The following is a 14619-nucleotide window of genomic DNA, read 5'->3' as shown; positions in this document are numbered from 1 at the left end:
GGAGAATCATTATTCAATGATGAACCCATACAAAAACACCATAAAATACCTTTTTGTGATGGGGGTAACGAAAGTTACGCTAATTTAGAACTAGTGCATTATTACTGTCATCAACAAATACATTCTCATGCACAGAATCACCTTTCTGAAATTGAGAATGAATTGAGTCCTTGGTAGCTCTAGGATTTGCTAAAGCCGGATGCAGGGTGAACTTGCTTGTCCGGTTTGTCGGGGGGAAAGGGATAGCAATATCCCTGCCCTACCCAGTAAACTTTATTGCGATCGCTCACTCGACCAGTCCCCCGCAAGGAGATAGAAATCGCCTAAAATATAGGACATTCTTCAACCCAAATCAAGCGATGCCCAGAGCAGCCACAGCCCCCAAGCGCAAGCCTCAAGTCAAATTAACGCCCACTTCTTCAGTGCCGACATGGGCAGATGAGACTGAATTAGTCGGCTTGGTGTTTGACTTGGAGGCAACAGCAATGGCTTCTCTCTACTCGCAATACAGCATTGGACTTCATGCGTGGTTTCTAAAGCAAGTGCAGCAAATCGACCCAGACCTTTCTGCATATCTCCACGATGGAGAGTCAGAAAAAGCCTTTACCATTTCAGCACTAGAAGGGCAACTGCTACCTAGTGGCAAACAACTGCAATTAGTAGCCAACCAAATTTACCATTGGCATATCAATGCGCTGTCTCAAACAGTGGCATTGTTCCTCAAGCAGTGGTTAACCAACTTACCAAAAACTATGGACTTGAGTGGCACAATTCTACAGATAAAACAGGTGAATATCGCTCAGGCTCCAACTACTTATGCACAGTTACTGCACTCGCTACAACAAGAATCACAAGTAAATCTCAGTTTTATTTCACCAACAAGTTTTCGTCGCAAAGGAAATCACTTCCCTCTGCCAGTACCAGAAAATCTCTTCCACAGTTACCTACGGAGGTGGAACGATTTTTCCCAGATGCCAGTAGAACAAGAAACATTTCTTGAATGGATAGACGCGGGGGTAATTATTCACCAGCATCGTTTGGAATCGATGAAAGTGGCAGCAGGAAAACGCGGGTCAGTCACAGGTTTTACTGGGGCAATTTCCTTGGGTTTGAGTCGGTCAGCTTTAGCCAACACAGAATTTACCCAGCTATTTTATGCTTTAGTCAGACTTGCGCCGTACTGCGGTACAGGTCATAAAACTACTTTTGGTTTGGGACAAACTCGGTTGGATTGGGTGGAACAAAGGTCAAATACATCTACTCAATTGCTGGCTAATATGTTGGCAGAGCGCATTGAGGAACTGACAGAGATATTTACTGCACAGCGCAAACGCAAGGGAGGCTCGCGCACTGATAGAATTGCCTCAACCTGGGCAACTGTATTGGCTCGTAGAGAAATGGGCGATTCTTTGCAGGCGATCGCCTCGGATTTAGAAATGCCGATTTTAACAGTTAAAACTTATGTAAAATTAGCTCGCAAAGCTCTCAAGCAAAACGAACAAACCGCATCAGCTGAAAAAATTATAGACAAACCTCAGTAATCGGCGTATGATGGTTGTATCAACTTGATGTTTGGCAAACCGAAGCGGGGTCAAAAACCCTGGGGAGTTTGCCAAAATCGCCAGAACCTTGACAAGTTAATAGCTTACAGCATTTTAATAATTAGGAAGTTAAGAAATAGTTGCAATAACAGCATCTGAAATCAACCTGTTTTTGAGGTTTGTCAAATCGCTTCCTAGGAAGCTTGCTCTGTAACAGTTTCAGCAACGAGCTGTTTCCACTAACCATTACCCCTCACGGGGACTGAAACGTAGACACCACACCCGTACAAATTCCAACACAAATGAATGGAAACTATTACATAGCATCGCTAATTTTTAGCGCTGCGGTATATTTATAGAGACGCTACACATAACGCCTCACATTTTATCAAACAGAATTCAGGAGTCAGGAGCCAGAATACAAGCTTAAATTCTGTGCGACTAGCGGATGAATAAACGGGTTTAAAACCCCCTCCAAATCATAAATTTGGGAGTCTTCAATCAGTCGCGGGTCTCAATTCCCGACTGATTGAAGACTCCTGAATTCAGGATAGCTGAATTCTTCGTGAAAACTTATGCTTTAATCAGCTTCTTCTTCACCACCTAAAGGAACATCAGGAACTCTAAAAGCAATATTTCTTTCGGATACATTGGGAATGTACCAATTAATATCACCAGACTTGAAAAATTTACTAGGAGAAATATTTAATTCTAATGCTCCTGTTTCTGCATCGTTCTTAGCTATTAATTGCGTTCCTTTGAATATTTTGATTGCTACAGCACCTTCTAATTGCTGATTGGGGTCAGTGTTTGAACTAGTAAGTTTGATGTCATTTGGTAGATAAATACCCTGACAATCCCATTCTGTTGGTGTTGCTTGACCAGCACCTAAAAAATAGAGTGTATTCTCGTAGGGCGTTTTCGGTTTTTTGGGTTTGGGGCCATAAACAGCAATTGTTTTGTCTGTTTCATTACGACATTGACTCCAGTTAATGCCTTTTTCTAAAGCATATTTTTGAAACGACAATTCATCAATTTTTTTCTGGATGTCTTCGGCTGTCAAAGTCTCTGATGTTGCTTGCCCAGATTTTGTGACTGCTAGTTGCTCTTGAAGAAGATCGAGTGATTTTGTTACTTCTACATAATCAGGATTTTTTGTGATTTTTGGCGGGTCTGCTAAGGAGGGTTTAGCAAACATAAAATTCAGTCCAATAAGTAAAACCAACAGAAGGTAATGAAATAATTTCATGGTTTTTCCTTTTGAAAAAATATCATCCATGCCGAGAAGCCAAATTAATTATCAAGTCAAGTTCAAGGGGCGATTTTTCTTCTTTGGATCGGCGCTTGCCTTTTTCAGGCGAACTATTCCGACACTGACACCGTCATTCCTAGCAATGCAATTGTATTAGATTAGTAGCATTTAGATCGCTGTTATTGAGGAATTATTACTATAGTTTGTATAACAAAATACATTTTTGTAATCTTTCTTCAGAAAGTAGGCATATATTTAGCTATTTTTTAAACTGTAAAACATAGCAAATTTTTTAGGGAACGGCTAAAGCTCCTTTTAGTCGTTCCTATTCTTTAACAATTGCTTGGTGTTCGTAAAACGATCGCTCAGGCGCTGGTGTGTAAAAGTGGTAGCAAGAGTATATTTACTATGCTTTGTGGGATGATTTCATTTGTTATCGATTTAGTTTACAGGCGATTGCAGTTCTCTTGATTAGCAATCGCCTTTTCTATATTCGGGACTACTCTCACTCCCAACTAAGCTAATCTGCCTTTAAGTTGCACAATCCTTTGCCTTAGAAAGACGCGGGGATGCGGAGAAGGCGAGACGCGGGGATGCGGAGAAGGGGAGACGCGGAGAGAAGTTGCGTGCGGAGAGAAGTGCGGTCTTGGGCTTTGCCCAAGTAGAGTGCTTTTGATAAAAGGAATTTGAGGGATGTTGCTGTTTACGCTGCTTAAATGGTCTTAGATAGAACCATTTTTACTAATTTGTTAAATCTGAACTAGGAAAAAAGTCATAGCGATCTTAGTAATTTTTAACTAAGTAGTTTAGTCTTTTTGGTCGATGTAAATGCTGAAGCTAAATTCTATGCTAACTGTGAGGCACATCCCAAGGTTGAACTTTTACAGCTTAAATACCGATTAGTTTAGCACTAATGAAAAAAAGGATTTCATGTTACTTCTGACTCAAAATATACGATTAACTTAAACTTATTGGAGTCTCCGATGTCAGTCGATATTCCTAATGAGAGTTTTGAGGAAAAAAACTTAGAACTAAAGCCTAATAAACGCCGAATTGGTTTAGTTTTACTTGGTGTACTATTACTCGCCGTCTTAGGCTTTTTTGGTATTCGTGCATTTGCCAAACCTAATACTAGTAATACCAAATCCGAACGTAGAGGAAGGCTGGCGGTGACACCTGTAACTGTAGCGACGATCGGCCAAAAAACAGTACCAGTGCAATTACAGGCGATTGGGAATGTGCAAGCAGCTTCTACGGTATCAGTTACGCCTGAAGCTAGTGGGCGGATTACTGGAGTTTATTTCAAAAAAGGTCAGGACGTACAAAAAGGACAACTGCTGTTTGCGCTGGATGACCGATCGCAAAATGCTGCAATCCAACAAGCTCAAGGAACTGTGGCCAAAGACCAAGCGCAGGTACAACAAGCTAGAGCAACATTGGCTAAAGACTTAGGACTAATACAACAAGCCCAAGCGACATTAGTCAAAGACCAAGCGCTAGTAAAACAAGCCCAGGCGACTTTGGCCAAGGATCGAGCACAAGCAGAATACGCCCAAGGACAAAGCGATCGCTACAACCAATTGTACAGCAAAGGCGCTATTAGCCAGGATCAAGCACAGCAATATTCTGCCAATAGCCGTTCGGCTGCGGCAACTCTGCAAGCAGATCGAGAAGCGATCGCCAACGACCAAGCAGGTGTGAAATCAGACTTAGTAGCGATTCAGAATGCTCAGGCAGTTGTTAAGGGCGACCAAGCTGCGATCGCCAATGCCGAAGCGGTTGTCCGCGCAGACCAAGGAGCATTAGACAACGCCCAAGTGCAATTATCCTACTCCAAAATTTATGCCCCGATTAGCGGTCGTGCTGGTAACATCCTAGTAACTCAAGGCAATGTCGTCCAAGCTAACAGCACAACTGCCTTAGTCACCATTGCTCAAATTCGTCCTATTCAAGTTGCTTTTTCGATACCCGAAACGAATCTACCGCAGGTGCAAAAGTATATGCAGAATGGCAAGCTGAAGGTAGATGTGACGTTTCCCGATAGTAACGGCAATTCAATACCAGGGGTTTTGTCGTTTGTCAATAATACGGTGGATAACACCACAGGTACGATTCAACTGATTGGCGATTTTGACAACGCCCAAGGACATCTATTTCCCGGTCAATTTGTCAACGCAACCTTGACGCTGACTCAACAACCAAATGCTACTGTGGTTCCCGCGCAAGCAGTACAGAACGGGCCAAACGGTCAATTTGTGTTCGTGGTGAAGCCAGATATGACAGTAGAAAATGTTCCCGTTACCGTCAGTAATACGATTAATGGCTTAGACGTAATTGAGAAAGGGCCACAACCAGGAAGTCAAGTGGTCACAGACGGGCAAGCAAATCTAGTTTCTGGCAGCAAAATCCGCATCAAAACTGGTTTAAATTCACCAAGCGGCAATGAACAGCCAAGAAAACATCGTTCTTCAGGGTCAAGCGGAGGTAATTCATGAACCTTTCGGAACTGTTTGTCCGCCGCCCAATCATGACAACTCTGCTAGTAGCAGGGATTTTAATTTTCGGTTTCATGAGTTATCGCTTGCTACCAATCAGCGATTTACCAAGTGTAGATTATCCGACCATTCAAGTCAGCGCTGCTCGACCGGGAGCCAGCCCCGAAACAATGGCAGCATCGGTAACCCGCCCATTAGAAAAGCAGTTTTCTAGTATTGCCGGACTCGATTCGCTCAACTCGACTAGCACTTTAGGTAATACTCAAATTACGCTGCAATTTAATCTCAGTCGTAACATTGACGATGCTGCCCAAGATGTAGAAGCAGCGATATCGGCAGCATCCGGGCAAATTGCCGATGATTTACCCAATCCTCCCACTTATAGCAAGGTTAACCCCGCAGACCAACCGATTCTCTACCTTTACTTAGACTCTCCGACTCTGCCGCTTTCAGAAGTAGACAACTATGCCGAGACTTACCTAGCACAAAAGCTATCTACAATCAATGGAGTTGCCCAGGTAGCTGTTTACGGTTCCCAAAAGTATGCGGCGCGAATTCAACTCGATCCGCAGCAATTAGCAGTTCGGCAAATTGGTTTAGAGCAAGTGGCAACGGCAATTGAGCAAGGAAACGTCAATTTACCTACTGGCAGTCTTTCAGGAAGTCACAAAAACTATACAGTGCAGACCAACGGTCAGCTTCAGGATGCCGCTGCTTATCGCCAGTTGATTGTGACTTACAAAGATGGAATGCCCGTTTATCTAGAGCAATTAGGTCGGGTAATTGACAGTGTAGAAAATAACAAAATAGCAAGTTGGTATAACAACACCCGTGCAATTATTATTACGATTCAAAGACAGCCCGGAACCAATACAGTAGAAGTGGTAGACACGATTAAGAAGTTGCTACCGAACTTGAGCGAGCAAATTCCGGCATCCGTGGAAATTGGGATTTTATACGATGCATCTCAATCGATTCGAGATTCTGTAGATGATGTGCGATTTACCTTGATATTAACGATCGCTCTCGTTATCTTAGTAATTTTCCTGTTTTTGCGGAACCTTTCGGCAACGGTGATACCCAGTCTGGCATTACCCGTGTCGCTGATTGGAACATTTGCAGTCATGTACTTGCTGCATTACTCCCTAGATAACTTGTCATTGATGGCCTTGACTTTATCTGTGGGCTTTGTGGTGGACGATGCGATCGTTATGTTAGAAAATATCGTTCGTCACATGGAAATGGGAGAACGTCCCCTAGATGCGGCGTTGAATGGGTCAAAAGAAATTGGTTTTACGATTCTTTCGATGACACTTTCGTTAGTCGCAGTCTTCATCCCGATGTTATTCATGAGTGAATTGTTGGGACGATTATTTCACGAATTTGCGGTGACGATCGCTGTGGCAATTTTAGTATCTGGCTTTGTTTCTTTGACGCTAACACCAATGTTGTGCAGCCGCTTTCTGCGTCCTGTGGATCGCAGCCATCAAAGTCGATTGTATCAGGCTTCCGAGTATGTATTCGATCGCTTTTTAGCTTTGTACGATTGGAGCTTGAAAAAAGCCTTAAAATATCACCGCACGACAATGATTTTATCGGCGATCGTGTTTATCGTCACAATTGGATTGTTCGTAATCGTTCCCAAAGGCTTCATTCCCAGCGAAGATACCGGACAAATCACAGGCATTACTCAAGCTGCCCAAGATGCATCCTTTGATGACTTAATGCGGCATCAACAGGCAGTTGCCGACTTGATTCGTCAAGACCCGAACGTAGATGCAGTCAACTCCAATATTGGGGCTGGGGCTAGTGCAAGTGGTAGCGGCGCAGCAGTTCCCCAAAATACTGGCAGCCTGTTTATTCGACTCAAGCCGCGAAATCAGCGCCAACTCACTGCCGACGATATTGTACAAGAACTGCGGACAAAACTCGCTACTGTTCCGGGTATTCAAGTGTTTTTACAGAATCCCCCAGCGATTCCCATTGGGACGCAGCAAAGCACAGGACTTTATCAAATTGCGCTGCAAAGTACCGATGTCCAACCTTTGCAGGAGTATGTACCGCAACTGGTGGAAAAGATGAAGACTTTAGCAGAACTCCAGGATGTCAATAGCGATGTGCAATTTACTTCTCAAGTGAAAATAGACATCGATCGCGATAGAGCTTCAACTTATAACATTACCGCCGAGCAAATCGAAAACACCCTCAGAAATGCCTATGGTTCTTACCAAGTGTCAACCATCTACGCAGCCAGCAACGAATATCAAGTCATCCTAGAATTAGAACCTCAGTATCAGCAAGATATTAATGCCTTAATGACACTGTACGTCAACTCTAGCAGTGGGCAGGCGGTTCCCCTAAAGACATTCGCTAAATTATCTCAGGGAATCACTCCATTGATGGTAAATCATGTCGGTCGGATGAATGCTGCCACAATTTCCTATAACCTCGCTCCTGGCGTATCCTTGGGAACTGCCAACGAAAAAGTTGAAAAGCTGATTCAGACAGCGATCCCTGGTAGTATTACCACAAATTTCCAAGGAGCGAGTCAGGTATTTCAAAGTTCGCTACCGAGTTTGGGTTTGCTGCTGCTGATTGCGATTTTAGTGATTTATCTGATTTTAGGGATTCTCTACGAAGATTTTATTCACCCGATTACGATTCTTTCGGGTTTGCCTTCCGCAGGCTTTGGGGCATTATTAACGCTGTTATTTTTCCATGTCGAACTCAATGTTTACTCCTTCATCGGCATGATTCTCTTAGTGGGTATCGTTAAGAAAAACGGGATTATGATGGTTGACTTTGCCATTGAAGCCCAGCAACAAGAAATGAAAAAGCCCTTTGAGGCAATTTATCAAGCCTGTCTCGTCAGGTTTCGCCCGATTATGATGACCACAATGGCAGCACTGATGGGGACATTACCAATTGCGATCGGATTTGGGGCTGGTGCTGAATCTCGCCGTCCTTTGGGAATTGCAGTTGTCGGCGGGTTGTTGTTTTCCCAAATTTTGACGCTGTATTTAACTCCTGTGTTCTATATCTACATGGAATCTTGGCGGAACAAGCTCACTCAGGTGAAGTTCCGTCGGGTTTTCTCGTTTAAATGAACCAGATTTTTTGATTTTACGTAAAGCGTCTTTGCACGAGAGCAAAAAAGATATGCCTTGGAGAACTAATACTAATTCTCTAAAATTTAGCAACAGATTTAAACCTCGAAACCCTCATAAATTCTGCATTTTTTAATTACGAATTACGAATTACGGTTATAAACTCATGAACCTTTCAGAACTCTTCATTCGTCGTCCGGTCATGACCACTTTGGTAATGATGGGTATTGTGATTTTTGGTCTCATGAGTTACGTATTATTACCAATCAGTGCGTTGCCTAACGTCGAATATCCCTTTATCTCTGTCTCTGCTAGTCTTCCTGGCGCTACCCCTGAAACGATGGCATCTGCTGTAGCCGCGCCCTTAGAAAGACAATTTACTGAAATAGCCGGACTCAATTCATTTAATTCCACCAGTTCTACTGGCAGTACGAATATTTCTCTACAATTTGACTTCAGCCGCCGAGTTGAAGATGTGGCGAAAGATGTACAAGCAGCGATTTCCGCAGCAGCGGGACAATTGCCAGCCGGAATGCCTCACCCACCCACTTACCGCAAGGTGAATCCCTCGGTTTCACCAATTATCTTTTTATACATGTATTCTAATACTCTGCCGATCTCTGCGGTGGACGAATACGCTGAGGTAACGGTCGGTCAGCCAATTTCAACGATTAATGGTGTTGCTCAAGTACAGGTATTTGGTCAACAGCAGTATGCTGTCCGCGTCCAGCTCGATCCGCGAGAGTTGGCAGCGCGAGGTATTGGCTTGAATCAAGTGAAGACGGCAATTCAACAGGGAAACGTGAATTTACCGACTGGGAGTCTCTCCGGGCCTGACAAAAGTTATATGATTCAGGCGAACGGTCAACTTACCGATGCGGCTGGGTATCGATCGCTTATTGTCACTTACAAAAATGGGGCAGCGGTACGCTTGCAAGATTTGGGACAAGTGCTGGACAGCGAACAGAATATCAAAGTTTCAAATTTATACAGCGATGACAAGGTGAAGAATCAGCACTCTGTTGTTTTGGCAGTGCAGCCGCAGCCGGGTGCTAATACTGTGGAAATCGTCGATGCTATCCAGCAACTTTTGCCCACACTCCGCCAACAAGTTCCGCAATCGATCGCTATGGGCATTATGTACGATCGCTCTCAAACGATTCGAGCTTCGGTTGACGATGTAAAATTTACTCTATTTATCTCAATATGTCTAGTTGTTTTAGTTATCTTCTTATTCTTGCGCGACCTGACAGCTACAGTGATTCCGAGTTTGGCTTTACCTGTAGCAATCATCGGTACTTTCAGCGCCATGTATCTTTTAGGCTACTCCCTAGATAACCTCTCACTGATGGCGTTGACACTTTCTGTCGGCTTTGTGGTTGATGATGCGATCGTGGTGTTAGAAAATATTGTCCGTTATCGAGAAATGGGAGCATCTCCCTTAGAAGCTGCACTCAAAGGCTCAAGTGAAATCAGCTTCACAATTGTCTCAATGACGCTTTCGCTGGTAGCGGTGTTTATCCCGATTATGTTCATGAGTGGGTTAATCGGGCGGTTATTTCATGAGTTTGCTGTCACAATCGCTGTGGCAATTTTGGTTTCGGGTTTTGTTTCCCTCAGCCTCACGCCAATGTTATGCAGTCGCTTTCTCGGTAGTTCATCTCATCAGCAAAAGCAAAATCTCCTATTTCGGATCTTTGAGGGAGGATTTAATTTACTATTGCGGCTATACGATTGGACGCTTCAACCTGTTTTGCAATTTCGCTTCATCACCCTGATTGCTTCTGGAATTATTGTTTTAATGACTGTTTATCTGTTTGTCGTCGTTCCCAAAGGATTCATTCCCACAGAAGACACCGGACAACTGATGGGAAACACGAAAGCAGCGCAAGATATATCTTTTAATGATATGCTGCTTCATCAGCAGGCAATTGTTGACATCATTCGTCAAGACCCCAACATTGAAGCCATTGACTCGACTGTGGGCGCAAGCGGGCCGAATGCCGCAGTCAATTCTGGACGGATTACCATCCGCTTGAAACCGCGTTCCCAACGTCAACTTAGTGCCGACCAAATTATTCAAGAACTCAATCCGAAGTTAAGGCGCGTCACGGGAATTCAGGCTTTCTTACGTTCTCCGTCTGCCATTCCCATCGGCGGTCAACAAACTAATTCTCAGTATCAGTTCAGTTTGCAAAGCTTAAACTTGCAAGACCTGCGGCAATATGTTCCACAACTTTTGGCAAAAGTCAAAACCTTACCAGGACTCCGGGACGTTGATAGCGACTTGCAACTCAGCACTCCCCAAGTACAAGTCCAAGTTGACCATAACAAAGCCGCAACTTTAGGAATTACAGCACAACAGATCGAACAAACTCTCAGTACTGCCTACGGTTCCAGCCAAGTTTCGACTATTTATACTCCCAGCGATCAGTTTTATGTGATTTTAGAAGTAATGCCGCAGTTTCAGCGAGATCCTACCGCTTTATCGATGCTCTATGTGCAATCGAGTAATGGGCAACAGGTTCCCCTGAGTGCGATCGCAAAAATTACGGAGAATGTCGGCCCCCTCACCGTCACCCACGTTGCTCAACTTCCCTCTGCAACTATCTCTTTTGACATCCTACCAGGAACATCTCTGAGCCAAGCTACAGATGCCATCAAGCAAGCGGCGCGTGAAGTGCTACCATCAACAGTTACGACTAGCTTTCAAGGTTCCGCTCAGACTTTTCAACAGTCTTTCAACGATTTAGGCTGGCTGTTGTTGGTGTCTATTGTGGTGATTTATCTGATTCTCGGTATCCTTTATGAGGATTTCATTCACCCTCTAACGATTCTTTCTGGTTTACCGTCGGCAGGTTTTGGTGCATTACTCACACTGCTGATTTTTCAGGTAGATTTGAATCTTTACTCTTTCATCGGTATTATCTTACTGGTGGGTATCGTTAAGAAAAACGGCATCATGCTGGTGGACTTTGCCATAGAAGCGCAGAGAAAGGAAGGAAAAAGCCCATTGAATGCTATTTATGCTGCTTGTTTGATTCGCTTCCGCCCAATTATGATGACGACGATGGCTGCTTTAATTGGTACGCTCCCTATTGCCTTGGGAACAGGTGTAGGTTCAGAAGCGCGTCGTCCTTTAGGTATTGCGATCGTTGGTGGCTTAATGTTCTCTCAGATATTAACTCTCTATCTGACTCCAGTGTTCTACACTTACGCCGAAGCATGGCGCAAACAGATGAATGGACTGAAATTACCGCGTGTTTTCTTTACCAAGAAACCCAAGCGCATATCAGGGACTTCCAAATAAAAAAATATCCCATCGCTTTAGGACAGGAAACAGGGAGGGCAGAGGAAAGATTATTTGTATCATTTATTTGGTTAAATGGTATAATAACGCCCCTACCAAGATATCTTTTGCATTCTTTTTTCAAATTGGTATTAAGTCCAATATAAAATCTCAGCATTTGGAAAACGCTGTTGAATCTCACTCTGAAAAAAGCGCTTCATTACTTTCATTGTGTCAACATCATAAACATACTTAATTCCGCCAAACTTATGGCGCTTAATCAGGCGTTTTTCCTCATCCATATCTAATTTGGATTGCGGATACCAAGTCTGTAAAACTTCTTTTGAGCCTGGTGTAAAGCGGTGCGAAATTAGCTCAAAAGTCAGGTGACAATTGATATCAAGCGCTTCGCTAATTAAGTTAAACAATCGGCTGTAGTGTACTTGCCAATCATCTATGGGCATAATTGGCGCGATTACCAATCCTATCTGATACCCACTATCGGCTAACTTACGCAACGCCCCAAGTCGTGATGCTACAGATGCTGTACCGCCTTCAAACTTCATCGAAATGGGTGCAGCATTGACGCTCATGCGGCAGTGAGTATGACCATTGTGAGGTAAATCGAGTAAGTTATCTACGGCATCAAACTTTGATACCCAGCGTAAATGTGCATTGCTACGAGTACCAAAGTGACGAATACACTCGGCAAGACTACCTGTTAAATGCTCAATACCTAGTGGGTCAGTGTAGCAACTAACTTCATAAGTTGTTAGTTGTTCTGGTCGTTCGTAGGTAGTTAAGTTCTCTAAGATTTGTGGTAAGTTAGCGAAAGTGCGAATAACTGGCGGCCCTGATAAACTACCGGCTAGATAACAGTATTGGCAGTGTGCTGGACAACCCTCAGCAATGTGAAATTGCCAGTCAGCCGATGGTGGAATCGGACTTAGCTTGAAGTGACTGGGTGGTGCAGTGACAACCGCCAAAGTACGCTTGGCAATATTATAAGTCTGGCGATCGTCTTGACCGCGTAAGCCAGTCAGACGGTTATGTGATAACTCTTTTATTGGTAAATTAAGTGACTGCACGCGCTCAAAAATCTTCTGTCCCCAAGGCTCGTTTAAAGCAGCAGGAGTAAACATTACTTGTTCAGGCATCCACAACCTTGTTGCTGGTGTTAGTGGATCTGTTCCTGATACAGTATCTTTGATTAGATTCAGCAAAATCGCTCTCCGTTATCTCTCTAGCTGATATCTGCAATTTATGTTCTTTAACAGATGAAATTAATTGTTATGAAAAATTAAAGGCTATTTTGCGCCAAAACAATTAAATTGCTGCTAATTCATTGAATTTAAAGTGATTTGTACAATTTATAGCAGTCCTAAATAGTAGGGAAATTTTGTGTTTCTCTGTTTTTTGCACTCTTTGAGTTTTTTGCTATTGATTAAAACATTAATTTCTCCAAACTATACTTTTGATATTTAGTAGATATCTAGGATTGCCATAACTCTATTTTAAAATCAGAGTCGAGAATTTATAGTTATTAATGAGCGGATGTTACTGAATTAAACAGTAGTAGTTTCCCTCCCCTGCTTGTACTCCTGCTTGGCTGGAATCTCTTCAACCAAGGAACTTCAACACGTCAATGATTATCTTGACTGTTCGATTTGTAGCTTGGTATAGACGGCGTAGTTTAGGAATCTCTTGTTGAATAAATCATATGATTTATTCTTTCCTCTGTTAAGTATTGCCAGATAGCAGCGGAATATTTTCAGCCAGCGAATCTGGAATTTTTACTCCCTGTTTTTTTGCCCAAAGTTGGCTCAAAAAGTGAATCTGTCTCAAGCCAACAATTAAATTTAATCCAGGTATAAATATCCACCAAACTACAAGCGGTGCTTTCATTCCTTCTTGGCAGTACAATGCGTTTATCGTTTTATATAACTTAAACTGGACGATGTAAATCCAAACGATACCTAATAGCGAAAACCAACCAAACCATCCTGGAACATCAGGATCGAATATGCGTAAAGCTTGGGGAATTACTATCCCCAAGACGAAAGGTGCTAAACACAGTGTCCCTGACCAACCGAACCCGTTGTAGCGGCGCAATTCTTCTTGAATTATCCACTTGTACCAGCCGTAATATAGCATTAGGGTAACAACAGACAATAGAAGAACTCGCCACAATGGATGGGGTTTACCCAAAGGTTTACTAGACATATTTACGCCTGAGATACCAAATCTATTTTTTTAACATTTCTTAATGTAGAATATCTCAGGTAATCTTGTCTAACTTTGTTCTTGGGGTTGTCCTATCTGTGCTGTTAGCTTTTCTTTATCGCGCTTGCGTTTTTTGGCATAAAGCTGAATAGTTACCGCCATCAAAATAATCGAACCAAAAATTAACCAAGCAGTAATATCTGTCGGTAAATTATTTTTGAACACAGCCAGTAACACAATTACCATTAACATAACTGTGGGTGCTTCATTTAAAGCACGCATCTGCTGACTATTCCAGCGACATTCATCTGCTGCTAACTGCTTCATCAGACGACCGCAATAATGATGATAAGCAAGTAAAAGGGCAACAAATAGAAGTTTGATGTGTAACCAACCTTCTTTTAATACATCCGGTTCAGTGGTTAGTAAACCAATTGCCATCGCTACTGTCACCAACATTCCTGGGGTCGTGATGATACGGTAGAGGCGTTTTTCCATAATCTGATACTGATTTTTCAGTATCGTGCGTGCTGGTTCGGGTTCTTGGTTAGCTTCAATATGATAGATAAAAAGACGTACCAAGTAGAATAACCCAGCAAACCAAACTACAATCCCGATAATATGAAACGCTTTAAACCAGGAATAAGCCATGAATCCTAACCTGCCTTTATCAATTCGTTCTGACTTAGCAATTGCCTAAATTACTACAAGT

9 protein-coding genes are annotated in these 14619 nt (G+C 42.9%); 5 read left to right on the top strand and 4 right to left on the bottom strand.

Annotated features, from left to right (window positions below):
* Positions 1 to 27: 27 nt before the first annotated feature.
* Both I8752_RS33890 and cas6 read left to right on the top strand, forming a co-directional pair.
* Complete coding sequence (locus I8752_RS33890) at positions 28 to 177, top strand: HNH endonuclease signature motif containing protein (protein WP_318780929.1); 150 nt, start codon at positions 28 to 30, stop codon at positions 175 to 177.
* A gap of 182 nt (positions 178 to 359) precedes the next feature.
* Positions 360 to 1541, top strand: coding sequence for a CRISPR-associated endoribonuclease Cas6 (gene cas6, locus I8752_RS33885; RefSeq protein WP_214436553.1), 1182 nt, complete (start codon positions 360 to 362; stop codon positions 1539 to 1541).
* 580 nt (positions 1542 to 2121) lie between these two features.
* Here the strand turns inward: cas6 and I8752_RS33880 are convergent.
* The gene (locus I8752_RS33880; protein ID WP_214436548.1) at positions 2122 to 2790 is read right to left on the bottom strand and encodes a hypothetical protein; all 669 of its coding nucleotides are present in this window, start codon (positions 2788 to 2790) and stop codon (positions 2122 to 2124) included.
* A gap of 986 nt (positions 2791 to 3776) precedes the next feature.
* On the opposite strand from I8752_RS33880, the gene I8752_RS33875 reads away from it, so the two are divergent.
* The 3 genes from I8752_RS33875 (at position 3777) to I8752_RS33865 (ending at position 11705) form a co-directional block, all read left to right on the top strand.
* Positions 3777 to 5288, top strand: coding sequence for an efflux RND transporter periplasmic adaptor subunit (locus I8752_RS33875; protein WP_214436547.1), 1512 nt, complete (start codon positions 3777 to 3779; stop codon positions 5286 to 5288).
* Positions 5285 to 8395, top strand: coding sequence for an efflux RND transporter permease subunit (locus I8752_RS33870; protein ID WP_214436546.1), 3111 nt, complete (start codon positions 5285 to 5287; stop codon positions 8393 to 8395). Before I8752_RS33875 ends, I8752_RS33870 begins: the two co-directional genes overlap by 4 nt.
* Before the next feature lie 166 nt (positions 8396 to 8561).
* Positions 8562 to 11705, top strand: coding sequence for an efflux RND transporter permease subunit (locus tag I8752_RS33865; protein ID WP_214436545.1), 3144 nt, complete (start codon positions 8562 to 8564; stop codon positions 11703 to 11705).
* 131 nt (positions 11706 to 11836) lie between these two features.
* Here the strand turns inward: I8752_RS33865 and I8752_RS33860 are convergent, their stop codons facing one another.
* The 3 genes from I8752_RS33860 to hemJ form a co-directional block, all read right to left on the bottom strand.
* Positions 11837 to 12841, bottom strand: a complete 1005-nt coding sequence (locus tag I8752_RS33860) for a spore photoproduct lyase family protein (protein WP_214436552.1) — start codon at positions 12839 to 12841, stop codon at positions 11837 to 11839.
* A 583-nt stretch (positions 12842 to 13424) separates the two neighbouring features.
* Positions 13425 to 13907 carry a hypothetical protein gene (locus tag I8752_RS33855; RefSeq protein WP_214436544.1) on the bottom strand — a complete coding sequence of 161 codons (483 nt, stop codon included), beginning with the start codon at positions 13905 to 13907 and terminating at the stop codon, positions 13425 to 13427.
* A 69-nt stretch (positions 13908 to 13976) separates the two neighbouring features.
* Positions 13977 to 14558, bottom strand: coding sequence for a protoporphyrinogen oxidase HemJ (gene hemJ, locus I8752_RS33850; RefSeq protein ID WP_214436543.1), 582 nt, complete (start codon positions 14556 to 14558; stop codon positions 13977 to 13979).
* Positions 14559 to 14619 lie beyond the last annotated feature (61 nt).

Origin of the sequence: Dendronalium phyllosphericum CENA369 (assembly GCF_016056275.1) — a bacterium.
Classification (GTDB): Bacteria; Cyanobacteriota; Cyanobacteriia; order Cyanobacteriales; family Nostocaceae; genus Dendronalium; species Dendronalium phyllosphericum.
The sequence above is the reverse complement of the archived record's forward strand: the minus strand, read 5'-3'. Positions and strand labels throughout refer to the sequence as shown.

Coding starts and splice junctions, on each gene's coding strand:
- I8752_RS33870 (WP_214436546.1), top strand. CDS start 5,285: ATGAACCTTTCGGAACTGTTTGTCCGCCGCCCAATCATGACAACTCTG.
- I8752_RS33855 (WP_214436544.1), bottom strand. CDS start 13,907: ATGTCTAGTAAACCTTTGGGTAAACCCCATCCATTGTGGCGAGTTCTT.
- I8752_RS33865 (WP_214436545.1), top strand. CDS start 8,562: ATGAACCTTTCAGAACTCTTCATTCGTCGTCCGGTCATGACCACTTTG.
- cas6 (WP_214436553.1), top strand. CDS start 360: ATGCCCAGAGCAGCCACAGCCCCCAAGCGCAAGCCTCAAGTCAAATTA.
- hemJ (WP_214436543.1), bottom strand. CDS start 14,558: ATGGCTTATTCCTGGTTTAAAGCGTTTCATATTATCGGGATTGTAGTT.
- I8752_RS33860 (WP_214436552.1), bottom strand. CDS start 12,841: ATGCCTGAACAAGTAATGTTTACTCCTGCTGCTTTAAACGAGCCTTGG.
- I8752_RS33875 (WP_214436547.1), top strand. CDS start 3,777: ATGTCAGTCGATATTCCTAATGAGAGTTTTGAGGAAAAAAACTTAGAA.
- I8752_RS33880 (WP_214436548.1), bottom strand. CDS start 2,790: ATGAAATTATTTCATTACCTTCTGTTGGTTTTACTTATTGGACTGAAT.